General features: G+C 33.4%; 21 protein-coding genes and 1 pseudogene. 15 read left to right on the top strand and 7 right to left on the bottom strand.

The features are described from left to right. The first annotated feature begins 259 nt into the window (after positions 1 to 259). The 12 genes and pseudogenes from IDG45_RS00910 to nreC all read left to right on the top strand — a co-directional run bounded on the left by IDG45_RS00910 (position 260) and on the right by nreC (position 14,502). Positions 260 to 796, top strand: coding sequence for a GNAT family N-acetyltransferase (locus tag IDG45_RS00910; protein WP_000185898.1), 537 nt, complete (start codon positions 260 to 262; stop codon positions 794 to 796). A 228-nt stretch (positions 797 to 1,024) separates the two neighbouring features. After that, a pseudogene (locus tag IDG45_RS00905) lies at positions 1,025 to 1,757 on the top strand (sirohydrochlorin chelatase). Positions 1,758 to 1,819: 62 nt separating this feature from the next. After that, positions 1,820 to 4,225, top strand: a complete 2,406-nt coding sequence (gene nirB / locus IDG45_RS00900) for a nitrite reductase large subunit NirB (RefSeq protein WP_001118719.1) — start codon at positions 1,820 to 1,822, stop codon at positions 4,223 to 4,225. 3 nt (positions 4,226 to 4,228) lie between these two features. Continuing rightward, positions 4,229 to 4,543 carry a nitrite reductase small subunit NirD gene (gene nirD, locus IDG45_RS00895; RefSeq protein ID WP_031927718.1) on the top strand — a complete coding sequence of 105 codons (315 nt, stop codon included), beginning with the start codon at positions 4,229 to 4,231 and terminating at the stop codon, positions 4,541 to 4,543. After that, positions 4,534 to 5,511 carry a uroporphyrinogen-III C-methyltransferase gene (gene cobA / locus IDG45_RS00890; RefSeq protein WP_000109714.1) on the top strand — a complete coding sequence of 326 codons (978 nt, stop codon included), beginning with the start codon at positions 4,534 to 4,536 and terminating at the stop codon, positions 5,509 to 5,511. The genes nirD and cobA overlap by 10 nt, the downstream gene beginning before the upstream one ends. Before the next feature lie 308 nt (positions 5,512 to 5,819). After that, complete coding sequence (locus IDG45_RS00885) at positions 5,820 to 9,509, top strand: nitrate reductase subunit alpha (RefSeq protein WP_000514393.1); 3,690 nt, start codon at positions 5,820 to 5,822, stop codon at positions 9,507 to 9,509. Continuing rightward, positions 9,499 to 11,058: a nitrate reductase subunit beta gene (narH, locus tag IDG45_RS00880; protein ID WP_000692645.1), complete on the top strand. Its 1,560-nt coding sequence runs from the start codon at positions 9,499 to 9,501 to the stop codon at positions 11,056 to 11,058. Before IDG45_RS00885 ends, narH begins: the two co-directional genes overlap by 11 nt. Beyond that, complete coding sequence (gene narJ, locus IDG45_RS00875; RefSeq protein WP_000606768.1) at positions 11,051 to 11,626, top strand: nitrate reductase molybdenum cofactor assembly chaperone; 576 nt, start codon at positions 11,051 to 11,053, stop codon at positions 11,624 to 11,626. Before narH ends, narJ begins: the two co-directional genes overlap by 8 nt. Beyond that, positions 11,619 to 12,296 (top strand): respiratory nitrate reductase subunit gamma, encoded by a 678-nt coding sequence (narI, locus tag IDG45_RS00870; protein WP_000934156.1) that lies wholly within the window; start codon positions 11,619 to 11,621, stop codon positions 12,294 to 12,296. The genes narJ and narI overlap by 8 nt, the downstream gene beginning before the upstream one ends. Positions 12,297 to 12,315: 19 nt before the next feature. Next, positions 12,316 to 12,768, top strand: coding sequence for a nitrate respiration regulation accessory nitrate sensor NreA (nreA, locus tag IDG45_RS00865; RefSeq protein WP_000186933.1), 453 nt, complete (start codon positions 12,316 to 12,318; stop codon positions 12,766 to 12,768). Between the two features lie 23 nt (positions 12,769 to 12,791). After that, positions 12,792 to 13,826: a nitrate respiration regulation sensor histidine kinase NreB gene (gene nreB, locus IDG45_RS00860; RefSeq protein WP_000606546.1), complete on the top strand. Its 1,035-nt coding sequence runs from the start codon at positions 12,792 to 12,794 to the stop codon at positions 13,824 to 13,826. 22 nt (positions 13,827 to 13,848) lie between these two features. After that, entirely contained in the window at positions 13,849 to 14,502 is a 654-nt protein-coding gene (nreC, locus tag IDG45_RS00855; RefSeq protein ID WP_000706314.1) for a nitrate respiration regulation response regulator NreC, read from the top strand. A 256-nt stretch (positions 14,503 to 14,758) separates the two neighbouring features. Here the strand turns inward: nreC and IDG45_RS00850 are convergent, their stop codons facing one another. Together IDG45_RS00850 and IDG45_RS00845 are read right to left on the bottom strand one after the other, a co-directional pair. Next, entirely contained in the window at positions 14,759 to 15,499 is a 741-nt protein-coding gene (locus tag IDG45_RS00850) for a MerR family transcriptional regulator (protein ID WP_000332059.1), read from the bottom strand. Next, positions 15,478 to 16,392, bottom strand: a complete 915-nt coding sequence (locus IDG45_RS00845) for a DUF2268 domain-containing putative Zn-dependent protease (RefSeq protein WP_000276765.1) — start codon at positions 16,390 to 16,392, stop codon at positions 15,478 to 15,480. Before IDG45_RS00845 ends, IDG45_RS00850 begins: the two co-directional genes overlap by 22 nt. Positions 16,393 to 16,762: 370 nt before the next feature. On the opposite strand from IDG45_RS00845, the gene IDG45_RS00840 reads away from it, so the two are divergent. Next, positions 16,763 to 17,932 carry a nitrate/nitrite transporter gene (locus IDG45_RS00840; protein ID WP_000278559.1) on the top strand — a complete coding sequence of 390 codons (1,170 nt, stop codon included), beginning with the start codon at positions 16,763 to 16,765 and terminating at the stop codon, positions 17,930 to 17,932. 115 nt (positions 17,933 to 18,047) lie between these two features. Here the strand turns inward: IDG45_RS00840 and IDG45_RS00835 are convergent, their stop codons facing one another. Both IDG45_RS00835 and IDG45_RS00830 read right to left on the bottom strand, forming a co-directional pair. After that, a complete protein-coding gene (locus IDG45_RS00835) occupies positions 18,048 to 18,476 on the bottom strand; it encodes an Hsp20/alpha crystallin family protein (RefSeq protein ID WP_014532690.1) in 429 nt (142 codons plus the stop codon). A gap of 215 nt (positions 18,477 to 18,691) precedes the next feature. Beyond that, complete coding sequence (locus tag IDG45_RS00830; RefSeq protein WP_000289215.1) at positions 18,692 to 19,138, bottom strand: MarR family winged helix-turn-helix transcriptional regulator; 447 nt, start codon at positions 19,136 to 19,138, stop codon at positions 18,692 to 18,694. Positions 19,139 to 19,535: 397 nt separating this feature from the next. Here IDG45_RS00830 and IDG45_RS00825 point away from each other — a divergent pair, with 397 nt between their 5' ends. Together IDG45_RS00825 and IDG45_RS00820 are read left to right on the top strand one after the other, a co-directional pair. Further along, a complete protein-coding gene (locus tag IDG45_RS00825) occupies positions 19,536 to 19,901 on the top strand; it encodes a DUF3139 domain-containing protein (protein WP_000727537.1) in 366 nt (121 codons plus the stop codon). 181 nt (positions 19,902 to 20,082) lie between these two features. After that, positions 20,083 to 21,360 carry a cation:dicarboxylate symporter family transporter gene (locus tag IDG45_RS00820; protein ID WP_001173165.1) on the top strand — a complete coding sequence of 426 codons (1,278 nt, stop codon included), beginning with the start codon at positions 20,083 to 20,085 and terminating at the stop codon, positions 21,358 to 21,360. Positions 21,361 to 21,735: 375 nt separating this feature from the next. Here IDG45_RS00820 and IDG45_RS00815 read toward each other — a convergent pair whose 3' ends face one another. The 3 genes from IDG45_RS00815 to rsp form a co-directional block, all read right to left on the bottom strand. Beyond that, positions 21,736 to 22,092, bottom strand: coding sequence for a DUF4889 domain-containing protein (locus IDG45_RS00815; RefSeq protein ID WP_000791210.1), 357 nt, complete (start codon positions 22,090 to 22,092; stop codon positions 21,736 to 21,738). A 279-nt stretch (positions 22,093 to 22,371) separates the two neighbouring features. Then, positions 22,372 to 22,794, bottom strand: a complete 423-nt coding sequence (locus tag IDG45_RS00810; protein WP_000071902.1) for a pyridoxamine 5'-phosphate oxidase family protein — start codon at positions 22,792 to 22,794, stop codon at positions 22,372 to 22,374. A 70-nt stretch (positions 22,795 to 22,864) separates the two neighbouring features. Continuing rightward, the gene (gene rsp / locus IDG45_RS00805; protein ID WP_000128357.1) at positions 22,865 to 24,970 is read right to left on the bottom strand and encodes an AraC family transcriptional regulator Rsp; all 2,106 of its coding nucleotides are present in this window, start codon (positions 24,968 to 24,970) and stop codon (positions 22,865 to 22,867) included. Between the last annotated feature and the right edge of the window lie 117 nt (positions 24,971 to 25,087).

Below are 25,087 nucleotides of genomic sequence, written 5' to 3'. Positions count from 1 at the left end.
GTCTAGGACATTATGAACTGCACGCTTCAAAGTAGACATTGAAAAATGAAAGCTTTGAAGGGTGCATATGATTAATTCATGTCCTAGACTTTTTTACTGATGCAGTCAATAATGAAATAACCGATTATCGCATGCTTATCTTATTTAGATGAAGCATGTTATCTGACACATGTGCTAAATGTTGGTACGCTATAAGGGGATTTTTAGTTTGAATGAACTATGATGCATTCCAAATAAAAAGAAAGTGATGGGGATTGAAATGACAAACACTACGATTAGACTGGCGAATGAAAACGATGCAGAAACGTTACAAAAGTTAATGTATAAGGCATTCACACCTTTAAGAGAACTTGGAATTGACTGGCCTTCGGTTAATGCTAATTTAGATGCTGTTAAAGAAAATATAGATAAAAATACTACATTTGTCATGACAATTGATGATGAAATTATATCTACGATTACGGTTAGATATCCTTGGGGAAGTGTGAAAAGCATTTCGGGCTATCCTTTTGTCTGGTGGTTTGCGACAAATCCTGAGTATGAAGGGAAAGGCTATGGTAGCCAATTACTTACTTATGTTGAAGAAGCATTTTTGCGAGATACGTTGAAGTCAGCGGCAGTTACTTTAGGTACATCTGCAAGATTACATCCGTGGTTACTTAAAATTTATGAAAAAAGAGGTTATGAAATATACAGCGAACATGAAAATGATGATGGCGATTTAGGTGTAATCATGCGCAAAGTATTGATACCTGAGCGCTTTGACGAAACAATATTAGGCCAACCACCATTTTAAGATAATAATATACACTACAAGCGACCGATATATTGATGCTTGCTCAAATGAATGTTGAGTAGGGATTCATATATCGGTCGTTTTTTTGATTTAACAAAAAGGGAAAATGTATAAGGAATATGCATGATTACAGGCATCAGGGAATTCCCTGATTTTACATTATAATGTGATTCTTTTCACAAAAACAAAATGATTTGGTATACAATACGTGTGAAAGGGTTGGTAAATGTGAATGGGAATATCATTGTTGCACATGGCATGAGGCACGGACGACAGAATCAAGCGTTATTAGCATTTATTTCTGAATTAGTAAAAGATGATATACATCACTATGATATTGCGTTTTTAGAAAGTGAGCATCAGGATTTAGAGACGGTAATGACGACGTTGGTTCAAAGTGGGGTTGACCATTTTAAAATTGTACCATTGCTAATCTTTAGTGCAATGCATTATCTCAAGGATATACCGGATATCGTTCATGAAATGAAACGACGGTATCCAGACATAAAGGTAGAAGTAAGCGAGCCACTTGGCACACATCCTTTAATGAGACGATTAATTGAACAACGTATTTGTGACGCATTAGCAGGTGACGAACAACAAGTTGGAGTTATGGTTGTTGCACACGGCAATATTAATGGAAAGTTTACTAAGGCACACGAAGAGTTACAAATATGCGTTCAAAATTTGCAAATTAGCAATCCGACATATGCGAGAACGCTATATGGAGAGATTAGTTTTACACATGATTTAGAAATCATCTCGAAACGGTATCAAAAATTGATTGTCGTACCTTTATTTTTATATGACGGAAGACTTGTTAACAAAGTGAAGCAGCAAATGAATAACATGGTTATTAATCCAGATATACACATCACACCTTCAATTAACTTCGACCCGATATTAAAACAAATTATTAATGATAGATTAGAAAGTCTTAATGACTCCAATGAAAATATAAAAGCACAAACGAAAATTAAAACCTTTTTGAAATAAATATTATGAAGTAAAGGGGCATATTTTATGGCAAAGCAAAAACTAGTAATGATTGGTAACGGTATGGCGGGCATTCGAACAATCGAAGAAATATTAGAACGCGCCAACGATTTATATGATATTACGGTAATTGGTAAAGAACCTTATCCAAACTATAACCGCATCATGCTTTCAAATATTTTACAAAATAAAATGACAGTTGAAGAAACAATTATGAATCCATATGAGTGGTATGAGGAACATGGTATTGAGTTAATTACAAATGATCCTGTAATTGAAGTAGATAGAGCAAATCAATCAGTTACTACTGCAAATGGTATTGAAGTATCATACGATAAATTGATTTTTGCGACAGGTTCTAAAGCATTCGTCATTCCAGTTCCAGGTTCGACATTACCGAGTGTAATTGGTTGGAGAACGATTGATGATACTGAACAAATGATGAACATTGCTAAGACTAAAAAGAAAGCAATTGTAATTGGTGGAGGCTTACTAGGTTTAGAGTGTGCACGTGGTTTATTAGATCAAGGTATGGAAGTAACGGTGTTACATTTAGCTGAATGGTTGATGGAAATGCAGCTAGACCGTAAAGCTGGAAATATGCTTAAAGCAGATCTAGAAAAGCAAGGTATGAAGTTTGAAATGCAAGCCAACACAACTGAAATCTTAGGAGAAGATGATGTTGAAGGTGTTAAATTGGCTGATGGACGCGAGATTCCGGCAGACTTAGTTGTTATGGCAGTAGGTATTCGACCATACACAGAAGTAGCCAAAGAATCAGGTCTAGATGTTAATCGTGGTATTGTTGTCAATGATGTGATGCAAACAAGTGATAGCAATGTATATGCAGTCGGTGAATGTGCAGAACATAACGGCAAAGTTTATGGACTCGTTGCACCACTATATGAACAAGGTAAAGTATTAGCTGATCATTTAACAAATAAAGAAACGAACGGATACAAGGGATCAACAACATTTACGTCATTAAAAGTTTCTGGGTGTGACTTGTATAGCGCTGGTCAAATTGTAGAAAATGCTGAAATTAAAGGTATTGAAATATTTAATAGCATTGATAATAACTATAAAAAAATCTTTTTGAAAGACGGTAATGTAGTTGGTGCAGTACTATATGGTGATATCGATGATGGTTCACGCTTTTATAACATGATGAAAAAAGGTGAATCCACTGAAGATTACACACTGGTATCATTGCTTACTAAAGGTGGAGAAGAGGCATCGCTATCAATTGCTGATATGGCTGATGATGAAACAATTTGTGGTTGTAATGGTGTTGATAAAGGCACTATAGTAAATGCGATTACGGAAAATGGCTTTACAACAGTTGAAGAAGTAACGGCTAAAACAAAAGCGGGGAATTCATGTGGTAAATGTAAACCGCAAATTGCTCAAATATTACAGCACACCTTAGGAGATGACTTTGTTGCCGCAAAACCTGCTGGTATATGTGGTTGTACTGATTTGACACGCGATCAAATTGTAACGCAAATAAGAGCGAAAGGTTTAAAAACATCTAAAGAAGTTCGACATGTTTTAAACTTTAAAAATAAAGGTGGATGTCCAAAATGTCGACCAGCAATCAACTATTATTTAAACATGGTTTATCCACATGATCATGAAGATGAAAGAGAATCAAGATTTGCTAACGAACGTTACCATGCGAATATTCAAAATGATGGTACATTTTCTGTTATACCTCAAATGCGTGGAGGTGTTACAGATGCAGACCAACTGATTCGTCTAGGAGAAGTGGCTAAGAAATATCATGTGCCACTAGTTAAAGTGACAGGTTCGCAACGTGTTGGTTTGTATGGAGTTAAAAAAGAAGAATTACCAAATATATGGGAAGACCTAGGTATGCGTTCAGCATCAGCTTATGGTAAGAAAACACGCTCAGTTAAAAGCTGTGTTGGTAAAGAGTTTTGTCGATTTGGTACGCAATACACGACACGACTTGGCATTCGTTTAGAAAAAACATTTGAATACATCGATACACCTCATAAATTCAAAATGGGTGTATCAGGATGCCCAAGAAGTTGTGTTGAATCAGGTGTTAAAGATTTTGGTATTATCTCAGTTGAAAATGGATTCCAAATCTATATCGGTGGTAATGGTGGTACAGAAGTTGAAAAAGCTGAATTTTTAACAACTGTAGAAACAGAAGATGAAGTAATCAAATTATGTGGTGCTTTGATGCAATATTATCGCGAAACAGGTATATATGCTGAAAGAACAGCGCCATGGTTAAGAAGACTTGGATTTGAAAATGTAAAAGAAGTCTTACTTAACCCAGAAAGACAAAATGAACTATTTGAACGCATTATGGATGCTAAAAAAGCAGTCGAAGCTGAACCTTGGGAAGCAATAACTAGCAATGAGCAAGCACGTAAAATTTTTGAAGTGGAGAAGGTGTAATACATGGAAACAAAAGAAAAAATTAAAGTGACAACTATAGATGAATTAACACCCCTAATTGGAAAAAAGGTTATTGTCAAAGGCAAAGAGGTAGGATTGTTTTTAACAGAAAGTGGCAAAATTTATGCGATTCACAATATCTGTCCACACAAACAAGGACCATTGTCTGAAGGGACAGTGAGTGGAGAATATGTATTTTGCCCGCTCCACGATCAAAAAATTGATTTAAATACAGGTATTGTTCAAGAACCTGATGAAGGTTGTGTAGATGTTTATGAGGTAGAAGTTACAGACGGGAACGTATATATATGTCTGTAGATGAATATGGCAAGGTTTACTTGATAGGTGCGGGCCCAGGTAATCCGAATTATTTGACTAAAAAGGCTGAGCGTTTAATACGTGAAGCGGATGTCATTCTATATGATCGATTAGTGAATCCGTTGATTTTACAATATGCGAATTTGACTACTGAAATTATCGATGTTGGTAAAAAGCCGTATGCAAAACATATTCAGCAAGAAAAAATAAATGACTGTATCGTGGAAGCAGCGCGTCGATATAACAAGGTTGTTAGACTTAAAGGTGGCGATCCAGCGATATTTGGTCGTGTGCAAGAAGAAGTCGACACACTAAATGAATATCATATTGCGTTTGAAATTGTACCAGGGGTGACATCAGCGAGTGCAGCAGTTGCTACTATGCAAACAGGATTAACGATGCGTGCTGTTGCTAAAAGTGTGACATTTTCTACAGGTCACTTTAAAGATTCAGAAGAAAATGAAGTGGATGTCAATTCCTTAGTGAATGGTGGCACGTTAGCAATTTATATGGGGGTAAAACGTTTAGGGAAAATTATCACACAGATACAACAATACACAGATATTGATTACCCGATAGCGATTGTCTTTCAAGCATCGTGTTTTAACGAGTTTGTTGTTAAGGGGCGTTTAAGTAATATTATTTCAAAATTGCAAGACTATTCAATTGAGGCGAAACCAGGGATATGTATTATTGGGGAAGTTGTTGGTTATACTGAAAACACTCCTAAATCATATGATCCTGCGAAGCAATTTTATGTAGTAAGTGGTTCTAAACATGACGCCCTTATGCTCTGTGAACATTTATATGACGAAGGTTATGGCTGTTTGCTAAACCCAAATGATACATCGAATGGCACATATCATTCGTCGCAATATGATTACTATGATGCATTTATTAAGCAGCAAGAAAATGTAACATATATTTCAACCGATCGTGCAGATGCTAATACAGTGTTATGTCACTAATTTATAAAAAATAAATGAATAAGTAAGGTTTCAACCGAGAGAATATATTCGTGTTGAAGCCTTATTTGTCGTTGTGCCAAATTTGAACGATTTAGATTGGCAATAAGCATGACCATACATGATTGTGTATTATTTCAATGAAATCCCGTTATTGATAGGGAAATTCCTTAAGTAATTAGGTGATTCCCTAATATTTTACGTTTGTGAAAAAATGTACAATCTAATTAAAGCAATAGTCTTGGGCATTTTAAAGTATTTAAAAACACGACATCTATACATCGTATTTTTATACGTAGGAGGATATAAATATGGGAAAATTTGGATTGAATTTCTTTAAACCAACAGAAAAATTTAATGGGAATTGGTCGATCCTAGAAAGTAAAAGTAGAGAATGGGAAAAAATGTACAGAGAACGTTGGAGCCACGATAAAGAAGTAAGAACAACACATGGTGTTAACTGTACAGGCTCATGTTCTTGGAAAGTATTTGTGAAAAATGGTGTTATTACGTGGGAAAATCAACAAACTGACTATCCAAGTTGTGGTCCGGATATGCCTGAATATGAACCGAGAGGATGTCCACGAGGTGCGTCATTCTCTTGGTATGAATACAGTCCACTTCGAATCAAATATCCATATATTCGTGGAAAACTCTGGGATTTATGGACTGAAGCATTAGAAGAAAACAATGGTAATCGCGTTGCTGCATGGGCGTCTATTGTTGAAAATGAAGACAAAGCCAAACAATATAAGCAAGCCCGAGGTATGGGAGGGCACGTGCGTTCAAATTGGAAAGACGTGACAGAGATAATCGCAGCACAATTACTGTATACAATAAAAAAATATGGTCCAGATCGAATCGCAGGATTTACACCTATTCCAGCGATGTCAATGATTAGTTATGCAGCAGGTGCTCGATTCATCAATTTGCTTGGTGGTGAAATGCTTAGTTTTTATGACTGGTATGCAGATTTACCACCTGCCTCTCCACAAATTTGGGGAGAGCAAACAGATGTGCCTGAATCAAGTGACTGGTATAACGCATCATACATTATTATGTGGGGCTCTAATGTACCTTTAACACGTACTCCGGATGCACATTTTATGACAGAAGTCCGCTATAAAGGTACAAAAGTCATTTCAGTAGCACCAGATTACGCAGAAAATGTGAAATTTGCAGATAACTGGCTAGCACCGAATCCTGGTTCAGATGCTGCAATTGCACAAGCAATGACGCATGTTATTTTACAAGAACATTATGTTAATCAACCTAATGAACGCTTTATAAATTACGCCAAACAATATACAGATATGCCGTTTCTTATCATGCTGGATGAAGATGAAAATGGATATAAAGCGGGTCGATTTTTAAGAGCGAGTGACTTAGGTCAAACAACAGAGCAAGGCGAATGGAAGCCAGTTATTCATGATGCAATTAGCGATAGTTTAGTAGTACCTAATGGCACAATGGGTCAACGTTGGGAAGAAGGTAAGAAGTGGAACTTAAAACTAGAAACAGAAGATGGTTCTAAAATTAATCCTACATTATCAATGACAGAAGGTGGATACGAATTAGAAACGATTCAATTCCCATACTTTGATAGTGATGGAGATGGGATATTCAATCGTCCAATTCCAACTCGACAAGTCACTTTAGCAAATGGTGACAAAGTCCGTATTGCTACAATTTTTGACTTAATGGCAAGTCAATATGGCGTGCGTCGTTTTGATCATAAATTAGAATCAAAAGGATACGACGATGCAGAATCAAAATATACACCTGCTTGGCAAGAAGCCATTTCAGGCGTAAAACAAAGTGTTGTCATTCAAGTAGCTAAAGAATTTGCGCAAAACGCTATCGATACTGAAGGGCGTTCAATGATTATCATGGGTGCGGGTATTAACCATTGGTTTAACTCAGATACGATTTATCGTTCAATCTTAAACTTAGTTATGTTATGTGGCTGTCAAGGTGTGAATGGTGGCGGTTGGGCTCACTATGTGGGACAAGAAAAATGTCGCCCGATTGAAGGATGGAGTACTGTCGCATTTGCGAAAGACTGGCAAGGACCACCACGTTTGCAAAACGGAACAAGTTGGTTCTATTTTGCGACAGACCAATGGAAATATGAAGAGTCAAATGTAGATCGTTTAAAATCTCCATTAGCTAAAACAGAAGAGTTAAAGCATCAACATCCAGCTGATTATAATGTTTTAGCAGCTAGACTTGGTTGGTTACCATCATATCCACAATTTAATAAAAATAGTTTGTTGTTTGCAGAAGAAGCTAAAGATGAAGGCATTGAGTCGAATGAGGCAATTTTAAAACGCGCGATAGATGAAGTTAAGTCAAAACAAACGCAATTTGCGATAGAAGATCCGGATTTGAAAAAGAATCATCCGAAATCACTGTTTATATGGCGCTCAAATCTAATCTCAAGTTCTGCAAAAGGTCAAGAATACTTTATGAAGCATTTACTTGGCACAAAATCAGGGTTATTAGCTACACCAAATGAAGATGAAAAGCCAGAAGAAATCACGTGGCGTGAGGAAACAACAGGGAAATTAGATTTAGTCGTTTCTTTAGATTTCAGAATGACAGCAACACCTTTATATTCTGACATTGTATTGCCAGCAGCGACTTGGTATGAGAAGCATGATTTGTCATCTACAGATATGCATCCATATGTACATCCTTTTAATCCAGCTATTGATCCATTATGGGAATCGCGTTCAGACTGGGATATTTATAAAACGTTGGCAAAAGCATTTTCAGAAATGGCAAAAGACTATTTACCTGGAACGTTTAAAGATGTTGTGACAACGCCACTTAGTCATGATACTAAGCAAGAAATTTCAACACCATACGGCGTAGTGAAAGATTGGTCGAAGGGTGAAATTGAAGCGGTACCTGGACGTACAATGCCTAACTTTGCAATTGTAGAACGCGACTACACTAAAATTTACGACAAATATGTCACGCTTGGTCCTGTACTTGAAAAAGGGAAAGTTGGAGCACATGGTGTAAGTTTCGGTGTCAGTGAACAATATGAAGAATTAAAAAGTATGTTAGGTACGTGGAGTGATACAAATGATGATTCTGTGAGAGCGAATCGTCCACGTATTGATACAGCACGTAATGTAGCTGATGCAATACTAAGTATTTCATCTGCTACGAATGGTAAATTATCACAAAAATCTTATGAAGATCTCGAAGAACAAACTGGAATGCCGTTAAAAGATATTTCTAGCGAACGCGCTGCTGAGAAAATTTCGTTTTTAAATATAACTTCACAACCACGAGAAGTAATACCGACAGCAGTATTTCCAGGTTCAAATAAAGAAGGTCGACGATATTCACCATTTACAACGAATATAGAACGTCTAGTACCTTTTAGAACATTAACAGGACGTCAAAGTTATTATGTGGATCACGAAGTTTTCCAACAATTTGGGGAGAGCTTACCAGTATATAAACCGACATTGCCGCCAATGGTATTTGGGAATAGAGATAAGAAAATTAAAGGTGGTACAGATGCGTTAGTACTCAGATACTTAACGCCACATGGTAAATGGAATATACACTCAATGTATCAAGATAATAAGCATATGTTGACACTATTTAGAGGTGGTCCAACGGTTTGGATATCAAATGAAGATGCTGAAAAACACGATATCCAAGATAATGATTGGCTAGAAGTGTATAACCGTAATGGTGTTGTAACGGCAAGAGCAGTTATTTCGCATCGTATGCCTAAAGGTACAATGTTTATGTATCATGCACAAGATAAACATATTCAAACGCCTGGGTCAGAAATTACAGATACACGTGGTGGTTCACACAACGCACCGACTAGAATCCATTTGAAACCAACACAACTAGTCGGAGGATACGCACAAATTAGTTATCACTTTAATTATTATGGACCAATTGGGAACCAAAGGGATTTATATGTAGCAGTTAGAAAGATGAAGGAGGTTAATTGGCTTGAAGATTAAAGCGCAAGTTGCGATGGTATTAAATTTAGATAAATGCATAGGATGCCATACGTGTAGTGTGACATGTAAAAACACTTGGACAAATCGTCCAGGTGCTGAGTACATGTGGTTCAACAACGTAGAAACGAAGCCAGGTGTAGGGTATCCGAAACGTTGGGAAGACCAAGAACACTACAAAGGTGGTTGGGTACTAAATCGTAAAGGGAAACTTGAATTAAAATCTGGAAGTAGAATTTCAAAAATTGCTTTAGGTAAAATTTTTTATAACCCAGATATGCCATTAATTAAAGATTATTATGAGCCATGGAACTATAATTATGAACATTTAACAACTGCGAAATCAGGGAAGCATTCGCCAGTTGCTAGAGCGTATTCAGAAATTACAGGGGATAACATTGAAATTGAATGGGGACCTAACTGGGAAGATGACTTAGCAGGTGGCCATGTTACAGGTCCAAAAGATCCTAACATCCAAAAAATAGAAGAAGATATTAAATTCCAATTTGACGAAACTTTTATGATGTATTTACCACGTTTATGTGAACATTGCTTGAATCCAAGTTGCGTTGCATCGTGTCCTTCAGGTGCTATGTATAAACGTGATGAAGATGGCATTGTATTAGTTGACCAAGACGCATGTCGTGGATGGCGTTACTGTATGACAGGTTGTCCATATAAGAAAGTTTACTTCAATTGGAAAACGAACAAAGCTGAAAAGTGTACATTCTGTTTCCCGAGAATCGAGGCAGGTATGCCTACGGTATGCTCTGAAACTTGTACAGGACGTATGCGTTACTTAGGTGTTTTATTATATGATGCAGATCGAGTTCATGAAGCAGCTTCAGCAGTAGACGAGAAAGATTTATACGAAAAACAATTAGATATATTCTTAAATCCATTTGACGAAGAAGTCATTGCTCAAGCTGAAAAAGATGGTATTGGTTACGATTGGATTGAAGCTGCACAAAACTCTCCAATTTATAAGTTAGCAATTGAATATAAACTTGCATTTCCGTTACATCCTGAATTTAGAACGATGCCGATGGTTTGGTATTGCCCACCACTTAGCCCAATTATGAGCTATTTTGAAGGTAAAAATACAACTCAAAATCCAGATGCGATTTTCCCAGCCATTGAAGAAATGCGTTTACCAATTGAATACTTAGCTAATATTTTCACTGCAGGAGATACAGAACCAGTAAAAGGAGCCCTACAACGTATGGCAATGATGAGAAGTTATATGAGATCTCAAGTTACTCAACAGCCATTTGACACGTCTCGATTAGAGCGATTAGGTATAACGGAGCGCCAAACTAAAGACATGTATCGTTTATTAGGACTAGCCAAATATGAAGATCGATTTGTTATTCCAACATCACACAAAGAAACCTATTTAGATACGTATCACGCACAAGGTAGTACAGGATACAATTACGGTGGCGAGCATTTTGGAGATAACTGTGAAGGCTGTGGCGTTGCAGTAGGTTCAGGAAAAACTGGTCAAGAAATTTATAATGAGAATTTCTATGGAGGGATTTTCCGTGATTAATTTCGATAATTTTAAAAAATATCAAGAAAGTTTTGGATATATGGCACAACAGTTATGTTTTCCAGAAAAATTAACTTTTCATCCAAAAACTTTTGAAGAAACAATTTCGAAAGATCATCCAGCATATGAAGATTTAGTAGCATTTAGAAATGTAATGATGACATTTTCATTATCAGAAATCAAAGCGATTTATACAGATACATTTGATTTTACGAAAAAAGCACCATTATATATGACGTATAACAAATTTGATACGCAAAAAGAACGTGGGCAAATGTTAGCTAAATTAAAGGTATTATATGAAATGTTTGGACTAGAAATGGTAGATAATGAACTTTCTGATTATCTACCGTTGATGCTTCAATTTTTGCAAGTGGCAGAATGGCGAAATGATCCAAGAGCTGAAGAGAATATTCAATTAATCATTATGATTATTGAGGATGGAACATATGTGATGGCGAATGCACTTGGTGAAGATAACAATCCATATGCCTATGTGATTCAAGCACTTAGAAAAACATTGAAATTATGTTTGACATCACCAAAAGGAGTGAAACATCATGCTTAATCAGTTTTTATGGGTTATATTTCCGTATTTATGTTTAGTTGTCTTTGTCGCAGGTCATATTGCACGTTATCGTTATGATAAATTTTCTTGGACAGCTAAATCTAGTGAACTAATAGAAAGAAAAAGGTTGATGTGGGGAAGTTTATTATTTCACTTAGGTATTATTCCAGTGTTTTTTGGACACGTAGTTGGATTGTTAATACCGAAATCATGGATGGATGCAGTGGGTGTGTCTGAGCATTTATATCATATAGGCGCTGTTTATATTGGTAGCATCTTTGGTATAATAACTTTGGTAGGGATGTTTTTATTAACAGCGAGACGTGTTACTACGAAAAGTATTCGAAGATTAAGTTCAGCGTCGGATATATTTGTAAATTTCTTATTATTACTTATCGTATTTATGGGATGTTATGCAACATTAGTAACAAATATACAACATCCAGATTTTAACTACAGAACTTCATTATCAATTTGGTTTAGACAATTATTTATGTTAAAACCAGATGCGTCATTGATGAGTGGTGTACCGATTGCATTTAAAATGCATATATTGTTAGGTTTCACTATTATGGCTTGTTGGCCATTTACACGTTTGGTGCATGTTTGGAGTGTACCTTTGACATATATAAATCGCAGATATATTATTTACCGTAAGAATAAAGTGTAAGCATAAGAGGTGAAAGGATTTGACACCAGAAGCAATAATTGAAGATCGTAGATTTCAAGAGACATTAGATAAAATACGCAAAGAAGAGGGTTATGATTTTGCGGCAATCGCTTTCTATGAATCTAACAAACCATCATCTCCAATAAAATGGCACTATGTTTCAGGTAATAAAAATAATCGATTTAAATTGATTATTCTAAGAAAAGGTCGTGGATTAGCTGGAACTGTTATGAAAACAGGAAAGCGTATGGTAATAGCCAATGTTGGTTTAGCTTTAGGGCCTGAAGAAAAGATTGACTATCCAATTTTATTGAGCGAATCATTAACAGCAGTTTTAGCAGTGCCGCTTTGGTATAAGAATCAAGTGTATGGTGTACTATTATTTGGTCAAAGAGATGGTCGTCCTTTACCAAAAATATTTGATAATGATGATATTCAACGTAAGTTTGGTATTTTCAATGATGATAAATAATGAGATGAATTAGGGTGTAAGTCATGATTAATGAGGACAGTATACAGTTAGATACTTTATTGAAAAAATATTATGAGCATTCAATCGAAAAGATAGTTTTTGCTGATGATAACGGTAAAATTATTGCAATGAATGATGCTGCTAAAGATATATTATCTGAAGAAGATAATTACAGTGCTGTAGCGAATGCGATTTGTCACAGATGTGAAGGGTATACAAATGCCTATGATGTACAATCATGTAAAGACTGTTTCTTAGAATCGATGCAAGTACAAGCTACGAATTTCCAAGTATTTATGAAGACGAAAGATCAAAAAGTGATGCCATTTACAGCAACATATCAGTTGATTGATCAAGACAGGGGAATTCATGCATTTACGCTTCAAAATGTTTCATCACAAATTGAACAGCAAGAGAAATTACATCAACAACGTATGATGCGTAAAACAATCTCAGCCCAAGAAAATGAAAGAAAGCGAATTTCAAGAGAGTTACATGATAGTGTGATTCAAGAAATGCTCAATGTAGATGTTCAATTGAGATTATTAAAATATCAAGAAGATACAACTAAGCTTTTGGAAGACGCAGAAAATATTGAATATATTGTCGCTAAATTAATTGATGATATACGTAATATGTCGGTTGAATTAAGACCCGCTTCTTTGGATGATCTAGGCCTTGAAGCAGCTTTTAAATCATATTTTAAACAGTTTGAAGAAAATTATGGAATAAAAATCATATATACATCAAATATTAAAAATACCCGCTTTGATAGTGATATTGAAACGGTTGTTTATCGAGTAGTGCAAGAAGCTATTCTAAATGCGTTGAAATACGCTGATGTAAATGAAATAAATGTAGGTATCCGTCAAACTGGGCGCCATTTGGTAGCAGAAGTGATAGATGCGGGAAATGGTTTTGATCCAAGTTCTAAGCCTAAAGGTTCTGGACTCGGTTTATATGGAATGAATGAGCGAGCTGAGTTAGTCAGCGGTAGCGTCAATATTGAAACGAAAATTGGTGAGGGTACCAATGTTACATTGAACATTCCAATTTGAAACATACATTGGGGGAATAAAATTGAAAATAGTCATTGCCGATGATCACGCTGTTGTCCGTACGGGGTTCTCTATGATTTTAAATTATCAAAATGATATGGAAGTTGTTGCAACGGCTGCAGATGGCGTCGAAGCTTACCAAAAAGTAATGGAATATAAACCTGATGTGTTACTAATGGATTTAAGTATGCCACCAGGTGAGTCAGGTCTTATCGCTACGAGTAAAATTGCTGACAGTTTTCCTGAAACTAAAATACTAATACTAACAATGTTTGATGATGAGGAGTATTTGTTCCATGTGTTGCGTAATGGTGCGAAAGGTTACATATTGAAAAATGCACCTGATGAACAATTATTGTTAGCTATTCGAACTGTATATAAAGGTGAAACATATGTAGATATGAAACTTACAACATCTTTAGTGAATGAATTTGTATCTAATTCAAATCAGGACACTGCAAACACATCAGATCCTTTTAAAATCTTATCAAAACGAGAACTAGAAATATTGCCACTTATTGCCAAAGGTTACGGGAATAAAGAAATTGCAGAGAAATTATTTGTATCTGTGAAAACAGTAGAAGCACATAAGACGCATATTATGACAAAGCTTGGCTTAAAGAGTAAACCTGAGCTAGTTGAATATGCATTGAAAAAGAAATTATTAGAGTTTTAGAGTTTGAAATTAATATAATTCAGTATAAAAGCGCGAGAGGAAATGATTATCTTCTGGCGCTTTTGTATGTTTCGAAATATATTTTTTTATAAATCGAATGGAACTTAATCCTTCTCCTTTCGGTAACCTATACTAATTCGCTTTGCAAAGGTATAACTTTTAATATAGTTATTGATTTAGAGAATAAATGATTAGTTTTCTACTTTGAACAAGTATTTTAGTTGGTGTATTCAGTGTTGTAGCATCTGTATGAGGATTAAAAATTGTCGCTTTTATTCACATTGCTCAAAAAATAATTAACAGCCTCTGAAATGTATGATGCTAAATTTTGATTATCATATGAATTAAAGTAATCTTTGAAACGCGTATCATCTTCATATGTTTTGGCAATACAACATAATGTTTCATCATCAAAATCAGCGATAGTGTTCATAAATGCCTTCCACTCAAATACGAGATCACTACAATCTTGGATTGGATAATGACTCAAAGACATATGATTAAATTTATTGAAGATAGTTGTCAATTTATGTCTCATATCATGTGATTGTAAGCTGTCTTTACGTCTAATAAATGATTGATATGCTTTCGTATGACCATATTTTATAGATGCTTCTTTATCATATTGTGACTGTAGTGTCTTGTTTAAAATGCTGGTATCAATTAGAGAGTGTCCTTTAATAAATTCACATACAGAGAGTCTAATTAATTGTAAGTCAGAAATCTTTTTATCTAACTTGCTTACTTGCTCTGATAATAACTTTCGCAATTGTTCATTATCATATGAAATATATTGTTTTATTTTAGCGATATCAAAATCAAAAGACTTGAGTATTAAAATCTTTTGTAATTTTTCTAAGTCTTGCTGTTTATAAACGCGATAATTTTTATCATTTTTATCTGGAATTAATAATCCTATTTCATCGTAATAATGTAAAGTTCTTTTAGTTACACCTGTAATTTCAATAATATCTTTTAAAGTGTATGTGTATGCCAAAATTCAGTCACCTCATTTATTATTTTTTGTGCTGGAAGTATTGTGGCAACTTCAATAGGTATGTTTGTTTTTTGTAAAAAGTATTTCACCAAGTGATAGCCACATGCATACCTGGCAGCATGAGATAAGCCAACGATAGGCCTACCTTGAAGTTTATTAATATCATCACCATAGAGATAAGGCATCGATTCAAATATATGCCTTAAATGTAAATGATTATAAATAGTATTTTTAATTTTTACGTTATCACGACTCCAATTAGTATTTGTTACCCACGGTCCAATATGCGCTTTACCATACAATGATTCTACATAGTTTTCAGCTAATCCTTCTGCAATAATCAATTCAATCAAACTTCCGCCATCCCATTCAATATATTGATAGCGCATATTATGATTTACTTCATGTGCAATTAAGCTTTTCATAGAATTAATTGTACTTGTACTCGGCACTAAATAAATCATAATATAACCTGGTATACCACCATCACCACCGCGATTTTTATTTAGATACATAAGTGGTTTTTGGCTATCTCCAAGTAATACTGTGAAATGATAATTAGAAACTTGAGATGAGATACTATAATTTGAAAATTGATCTATAGCAACTTTTAAATATTTTTCGCAATTACTCCAGAAATCATTATTCAGGTATTGTATTGATATTTGGTCAGACATGCGTAAATCTTTGGGTGGAATTTGAAAGGCATTTAAAAAATGATTTGCATTCATTGTCTGTTTGGCATCATTATAAATAGGTATATGTTGTGCTTCAAATTTCTTTTTAAAAGGTACTAATATTTCTTTAGTGAAAATTGAATCACGATCGTTTAATGGTGCCTTGAGTATATTCTTATAGACGGAATCTGATCTAATAATATTGATTTTATACATGATAAACCTCCTTATGTTGTCAGCATAAAGGGTAACGTAACGTGATTTTCAAGCAGTAACTGTAACTAATTGAAAAAATTTAAAGAAAAGTATGTGAGTGTTCCTAAATAATATGATTAAAATGATGGCGAATAAGTGTCTAAAAGTATCTTAAAGGGACATTGTATAGGGTAAATCACTTCATAAATAAGGGAAAATCCTTATGTTCACTTTTTCACAATCATAATAAAATATATATGTAGTCAATACTTTGTCTATATTGAATGTTTTCATATAAATGAAAGCATTTTTAAATAACATTGACCTCTAATATATAGGCAGAGTATTGATATCTATTAAAAAATAAATGATTTTGGTGAAGGTGAAACGTATGTACAAAACAAAAGGTGGCTTTCAACTTACATTACAGACATTAAGTTTAGTGGTTGGGTTTATGGCTTGGAGTATAATTGCGCCATTAATGCCCTTTATTAAACAAGATGTCAATGTTACTGAAGGTCAAATATCAATCATTTTAGCGATACCAGTTATTTTGGGATCGGTGCTCCGTGTGCCATTTGGTTATCTAACAAACATTGTTGGCGCTAAATGGGTATTCTTTACTAGTTTTATCGTATTGTTATTCCCGATATTTTTCTTAAGCCAAGCACAAACACCGGGTATGTTAATGGCGTCAGGGTTTTTCCTTGGTGTAGGTGGTGCAATTTTCTCAGTTGGTGTTACATCAGTTCCTAAATATTTCCCTAAAGAAAAAGTAGGTCTAGCAAATGGTATTTATGGTATGGGGAATATCGGTACAGCAGTTTCTTCATTTTTAGCACCGCCAATTGCGGGTATTATTGGTTGGCAAACAACTGTTAGAAGTTACTTAATTATTATCGCTTTATTTGCATTAATTATGTTTATATTTGGTGATACACAAGAACGTAAAATTAAAGTGCCATTAATGGCACAAATGAAAACATTATCTAAAAACTACAAATTATATTACTTGAGTTATTGGTATTTCATTACTTTTGGTGCTTTTGTAGCATTTGGTATTTTCTTACCTAACTACTTAGTAAATCATTTTGGAATTGACAAAGTAGATGCTGGTATTCGATCAGGTGTATTCATTGCGCTGGCAACATTCTTAAGACCAATAGGTGGCATTTTAGGTGATAAATTTAATGCAGTTAAAGTATTGATGATTGATTTTGTTGTTATGATTATCGGTGCCATTATTTTAGGTATTTCAGACCATATCGCATTATTCACTGTAGGTTGTTTAACAATAAGTATTTGTGCAGGTATTGGTAACGGCTTAATCTTCAAATTAGTACCATCATACTTCTCAAATGAAGCGGGATCCGCAAATGGTATCGTATCAATGATGGGTGGTTTAGGAGGATTCTTCCCACCACTAGTAATCACATACGTAGCTAATTTAACAGGATCAAGTCATTTAGCATTTATTTTCTTAGCGGTATTTGGATGTATTGCATTATTTACCATGCGTCATTTATACCAAAAAGAATATGGCTCATTGAAAAACGGTTGATATGTAATACATGACATTCATTTAGTTAAATACAAAGCCTTAATATCATGCGCAATATTCGTAGCATGACATTAAGGCTTTAGTACTGTATGAAATTTATGAAATGCTAGACGGTTTAAGAAATTGGAATAGATGTTGATGAAGTAGTTTCATTGCTTGGTTTGATTTTAGGCAAGGTAATAGTTAATAACCCATTTTCAAAACTAGCAGTAATATGTTGCTTATCAACAGCTTCAAAATCAAATTGACGCATTAATGATTCGAAGTTACGCTCATCTAAAATGAGTTGTTCAGATTTGTGTTTTGCGCTTCTAGTAGCTTGAATAGTGAGCGTATTATTATTGAAATCGATACTAATATCTTCTTTATTTACACCTGCTAGTTCAGCTTCTAAGTAATATAATTCGTCTGTTTCATATATATTCGTTACAAATGAAGGTGTTGAAAAGTAATTAAATACTTGTTTACCTAAATCTTTAAATGTGTCACTTGGATTACCGTTAAAAAAGTTTTGATTCTCGAATTGATTGAAGTTCAATATCATCACTTCCATTATATAAATTTGTATTACAAAGCCATTATATGAGTAGTATTAAAAAAGATAAAGTAAAAGGGGAGGTAAAAAAGTTATAAATGGGTAGAATTGTGCCTGATAAGGAATCAGGGCAAAAGAACTGAGCATCGAGATTTATACAAGCAATAAAGATAATGAATAAACATAGCGATGCATACTTCTGCCCATCACCTTATGATAGGGAGTTACTTTCTGTCGGAATAGTCAAAATTTTTAGAAACAAAATTCCGCAAATTATTAATTATATCTGATGCTTCTCGTTCTGAAATGTTGAATTCATTAAAGACCTTAACAGAAATTTCAGCAAGAGGGCTTTTTATTGCTTTACCTTGTTCTGTTAGAGAAATTTGTAGGTTTCTTTCATCTTTCTCTTCACGTGTTCGAACAACGTAATCTTTCTTTTCTAATTTCTTTAGTAATGGTGTCAGTGTTCCAGAATCTAAGAATACACGTTCACCTAATTTTTTGATGTTAAGTTTTTCATCATTTTCAATCGCCATTAAAACAATGTAACCAGTATAGGTTAAATCATATTCCTTAAGATAGTTTGTGTATTTTTTAATTATTTCTTTTGAAGAAACATAAAATAAAAAACACAACTGTTTGCTAAGATAGCTGTTTTCTACATACATCCAATCACTCCTTGTTAAAATAAACAATATTATGAAGTGTAATAGTTGTCAAGTACTGATTTCATCGCAATTATTGAATTGTCTATAATTGAATTTAAATGTTAAATAATGCAAAACATATCGATATCTTAGTATTTTCATCGGTAATGACTGATATGACTGATTTTTTAAATTGAAAAAAATGTAATTGTATCATCCTTAATTGTTAAAAGTAGTCAATTATTTTGATAGATAGTAAAATGAAATTTGTTATTAAATTTTTTAAAAGCATCGTGTATGTAATTCGATTTCTATAATAATATTGAGAATAAAAAAATTTGTTACAATCTGGTAAAAACTCTTTATTAAATAAATTGATTCGTTCATACTGAATAGATAAGCAAAAAGGAGTTACATAATGAAGAAGAAAAAAAACGCGATTAAAGTTATCATTATATTATTTATTTCATTAATTGTTGCAGTAGCATTTTTCTTTGGTCTGAAAACATATCAAGGCCATAAGAATATTCAACTAATTGACAGTTACTTGGAAGAGAAAAATCTAAAAGATAAAATTAAATCAGAAAAAACAGAGTATAGTGCTAAAAAAGGTCTCTTCTATAAGGAAGTTACGTTTAAAGATGAACCTGGTGTAACTTATGTTGTGCAACCAATCAGTACTAATAAAGGATTATTTGTTGAAGGCTTTGATACAGAGACTAAGAAAAGTTTGAAAACTGCAAAGCATAAATATTTTAATCAAAATTATAAACCATCAAAATAGTGTGACGTATAACTGGTGAAACAGTTTAGTGCCTTCAATTTTAATTATTTGAGGTAAACAGTTTTTGTATGGAAATTAGTGATTTTTGACATCTATAAAAGATAAATATTTTAATTTTTTATAGATAATTATCAATTTTCTGATATAATTGAGTGATGTCAGATGAAGGGGAGTTTGTACTATGGCTCTATTCAAGAGAAAAATTAGCCTACCTATGCAAGTTGTTATTGCATTAGTGTTAGGTGTTGTCGTAGGACTTTTATTATATGGACAAGAAAACGTAGCAAATTACATTAAACCATTTGGTGACGTATTTTTAAATTTAATTAAAATGATCGTTATACCAGTTGTATTTTGCTCACTAGCGCTTTCTATTTCGAACGTTGGGGAATCGAAAACTGTAGGGCGTTATGGCTGGAAAACAATTTTATACTTTGAAATTATTACAACAATCGCAATAGGTTTAGGGATTATCTTCGGTAACCTATTTAAACCAGGTGCTGGATTAGACCCAACGAAATTACCTAAAGGTGATATTTCTAAATATCAATCAACTGCACATGCAGCAGAACAATCTACATATGGAAATCATTTTATTGATACCATTGTACATATTATTCCGACAAACTTTTTTGAAGCTTTAAATAAGGGTGAATTATTACCTATTATCTTCTTCGCAGTATTCTTTGGATTAGGATTAGCTGCAGTAGGTAAAAAAGCAGAACCAGTTAAAGAATTTTTAAGCGGATCGCTTGAAGCTGTGTTCTGGATGATTAATAAAATTTTAAAATTAGCACCACTTGGAGTGTTTGCATTCATTTGTACTACAATTATTACATTTGGTGCATCCGCATTATTACCACTATTAAAATTAGTATTAGTTGTTGTCTTTGCAATGGTGTTCTTTGTATTCGCTATACTAGGACTAGTTGCATGGATGTGTGGTATTAATATCATGAATATTATTAGAATCTTGAAAAGTGAATTGCTTTTAGCATTTTCTACATCAAGTTCGGAAGCTGTACTTCCTGTAATGATGAAGAAAATGGAAAACTTCGGTTCTCCAAAAGAAATTACTTCTTTTGTTATACCAATTGGTTATACGTTTAACTTAGACGGATCAGCACTTTATCAATCTATTGCAGCATTATTCGTTGCACAGATGTATGGAATGCACTTAACATTATCAGAGCAAATTGTGTTGATGTTAACATTAATGATTACGTCTAAAGGTATGGCGGCAGTACCAGGAACTTCAATTGTTGTTTTATTAACAACATTAGGTGCCATGGGCTTACCGGCACAAGGTTTAGCATTAATTATTGGTGTTGACCGTATCTTAGATATGGTACGTACATGTGTAAACGTTATTGGTAACGCATTATCAACAATCGTTATAGCTAAATGGGAAAACGTATATGACAAAGCAAAAGGTCAAGAATATTTAAAATCAATTTAAAAAATACTATCTGACATTTAAAGCCCCTTACAACCTCTGGTTGTTAGGGGCTTTTATGCATGCGCAAAGCGCAGGCGAACCGAAACAAAGGGGCCTTTAGTTGTTAGGGGCTTTTATGCATGCGCAAAGCGCAGGCGAACAATAAACGAAGGGATCTTTAGTTGTTAGGGGCTTTTATGCATGCGCAAAGCGCAGGCGAACCGAAACGAAGGGATCTTTAGTTATTAGGGGCTTTTATGCATGCGCAAAGCGCAGGCGAACCGAAAATAGACTGACACAGTAATTCTTAAAAAGCAGCAGTAAGATAATTTTCAATTAGAAAACATCTTACTGCTGCTTTTAATATCTTATATATTACTTAAAATTAAAGCTTAATTAGTGTTTCATGTGCATTTTGCCCATGTCATGAATTTTCATCATTAAACCATGTGGTACATCGTCATGATCAACTTTTTTTACTTTAACAATTTTATCAGAATCTGCTAATTTATAAACAATTACAAAATCACCTTTTTTAACTGAAACGTCTGCATCTGAAGGTAATTTAACGTTCTTCTCAATGCTTTCATCTTTTTCACTAATCATTTTTTCAATTGTAGCATTGTCTTTCATAATTCCATAATATGTATCTTTCTTTCCACCAGTCATCATCATGATTACTAGTACAATACATACAATCAACATGATGGCAATTAAACTAATACCAAGACCAAAACCTTTTTTATTTTTCACGGTTCATCAATCTCCTTAAATGTAGTTAATTCTGTTATATCTTAAAGTACAACAGTTTGCAAATGCAGTATTTATATTACATAAAATTAATTTAAAAAGACACACCTTAATCACAATAAATGTGAATAAAATGTGTCTAAAATGTTGTTGTATAATAAAAATATAGTTAAAAGTATTAAACGCTATCAAAAGCGAAATATATATAAATAGGATACTGTTGAAATTTATAGCTAACATGTTCAATTGCTGGCTAATTTTTAAAACTAAAAAACTTACATATTATAAATTAATTTTAATAGGTGTATCTAATGATTTATCATTCATTAGCTTAATGGATTGCGGAACTACTCTTAAAACACATAACTCTGGGTCTTCTTTTGAACTGAAAAAGCTTTTGTCTTGTGTTTCCCATAGCCAATCAATCACTTCTTGTTCTGTAACGATTTCGATTGTCGCTTCCATCTCAACGAAACTACGATTAGTTGTGTCGTTATAGCCTAACAAAACATATGCTGCTGGATTATCTTTAATTTCTTTGACCTTAGCAGAATGGATATTCGTTTTAGTATATAAAGTAAGACCATCATTATAAAAGACCATATATCTACTATTAGGTTTGTTATTATATGCAGTTGATAATACACCAACTTTTGACGTTGCTAACACGTTTTCAATTGCTTGAATTGCTTGTGAGTTACTCATCCTATATCATCTCCTTATGATATAAATAGCCTTTAACGTAAGAAACTAAACACAAGAGGACTGTTAGTATTTAGCTTGGTTTAAAGCAAATATATTTAACCTCGTCGTGATTTAACTTGAGTTCAAATGTACGACCAGTTTCTTCTTGAACTGCAAGCTCCGTTTTAGGGTAATTCGTTTTGTCTAATTCATCTAGAATTTCTTTTTCTATATAGACAAGTTGATCGCTTATTGGAAGCAAATGTTGAATTGAACCATGTTCATGATTCAAAGTTTTAATAATCATCAAAGAATCTTGAGGTAATTCATTATGGAAAATGAAGTCTTGTTTTACGTCTGACATATATCGGTCATTAATTTTATTGAATAATAAGAAATGGTAATTATTATCTTTACGACTCAATACATAATTATTTGTAATTTCAATGTCTTCATTAACAAAAGGTCTAAACATTTTATATAAATGCATTAATGGTAGGGGGCTACCATATTTGTTGTACAAGGAAATATAATTTGAATGGTCATCTAATAATTGATAGCTAATGCCACCGCCATATCGTAATAATGCGATTAAGTGATACACTATGTCAGATAATTGAATTGGATTCTTACCATCATTAGTATATTTAAATCCGCTTACAGACAGGTTATTATATACGAATTGTGTTGATGATATACCTGAATCTAAAATGAATTTCTTATACTGTTCAAAATGAGTGTCAGTTTGATGATAGTGTTGGTTTTTAGTGATAAGATGTGTTGCAGTTTTTGAATTTTCAATATCAATAAAGTAATAATGGAATTTAAGACGCTGCATGACATCATAAACTTGTTCCACGGTTGAATAAGTTTCTAAAAAGCCATCGACTGTCACACTATATTTAATTTCTTTATTTTTGTTTTTAATTTTAAGATGACATAAATGAATTTCATCTGCTGTCATAGAATTAGAGCAAAATACGAGCATAAATTTAACTAATTTCTTGCTTGTCTTATAGTCTTGATTACCTTGTAAAAATGTTAGTATTAATTGCTTCATCGTTTCGAATTGTTGTGTTGATTTAATAGCGATTGCTAAACCTATATTTTTTTCGAAAAGCTTTTCAAAACATCTATTTAACAGGTTGTAATTCGTTTGGCTAATCTCAATATCGTGAATATCGTCAATGAAAACGACAGGTTTTGGTAAGTGCTCAAAGTTAATATCGTAATATTCATTGAAAATAAATTGAAATAGTTCATTGAAATTACTAAATCGAACAAATACTTTGGCACGCTGACTTCGATCTTTCGGATTAAAATCATCTATATGAATATCTGTTGTATTTGTAGCCAGTTGAGCTGTTAAATCAATTGTTGAAATTAACTCAGTGAATTGTGATACGTTATCTTGTTGGAAGTGTATTTGTGGTGGTTCAGTAATCTTGGAAACGAGTGAACGGAACTGTTTAGGACTAAAATGCAAGTAATTCTTAAATTGATTTGCAAAATTTGTATGACTGTTAAAACCGGCCAATTCAGAAACAGTTGTAATAGAATGTTTTGTAGAAAGTAATAAATTGATGGCGTTAACAAGTTTAATACTTGTAAAATAATCTTTAAAATTCATACTCAAATATCGAACAAAAAGATTAGAACAATATGATTCAGAGATGTTGCAATGCATCGCTATATCTTTTAAAGACAAGTGCGCATCAATATTGTCATGAATATAGTTTACACAGTCTATAAACACCGGATTGCTTAAAGCAATATTTGGTAAATATTCATGATCTATTCTTATAAAAGCTTCTTTAAGTAAAGTGTCTATAATACTTTGACCTATATTTTTCCCCATTAAAGAAGAACTTGTTGGTGTACTGATTAAATCGGCAATTAATGACTTAATATAATTACTTGATTGTAATAAATGACGATCTAAATAACCATTAAAGAAATCATCATCTTGTTGATAAAAATAAAAAACGGGTATCATTAATTCGATTATATTTTCGCCGTGGTTAATATTATAAATATCACCATGGTTAATTAAGATAATATAATTACTTACGTCTTTGGTTTCACCATTAATCGTAATATTGAGTTTACTTGTAAGTGAAAATAGCACCATAATATTATTAATATTACGACTTGGTATTGTCGATAATGTATGATGTATTTTAAGTTGGCATGTCATATTTCTCTCTCCTGCCTAATATATATTGAAATCTATCATTTAAATGTAAAACATGGAAATTTTTAAAATCATGGATAGTATACCTATTATAGTTGAATATTTTTGAAAAGGTAATAG

It is taken from the genome of Staphylococcus sp. EG-SA-10, from assembly GCF_017151945.1.
GTDB lineage: Bacteria > Bacillota > Bacilli > Staphylococcales > Staphylococcaceae > Staphylococcus > Staphylococcus aureus.
The sequence above is the reverse complement of the archived record's forward strand: the minus strand, read 5'-3'. Positions and strand labels throughout refer to the sequence as shown.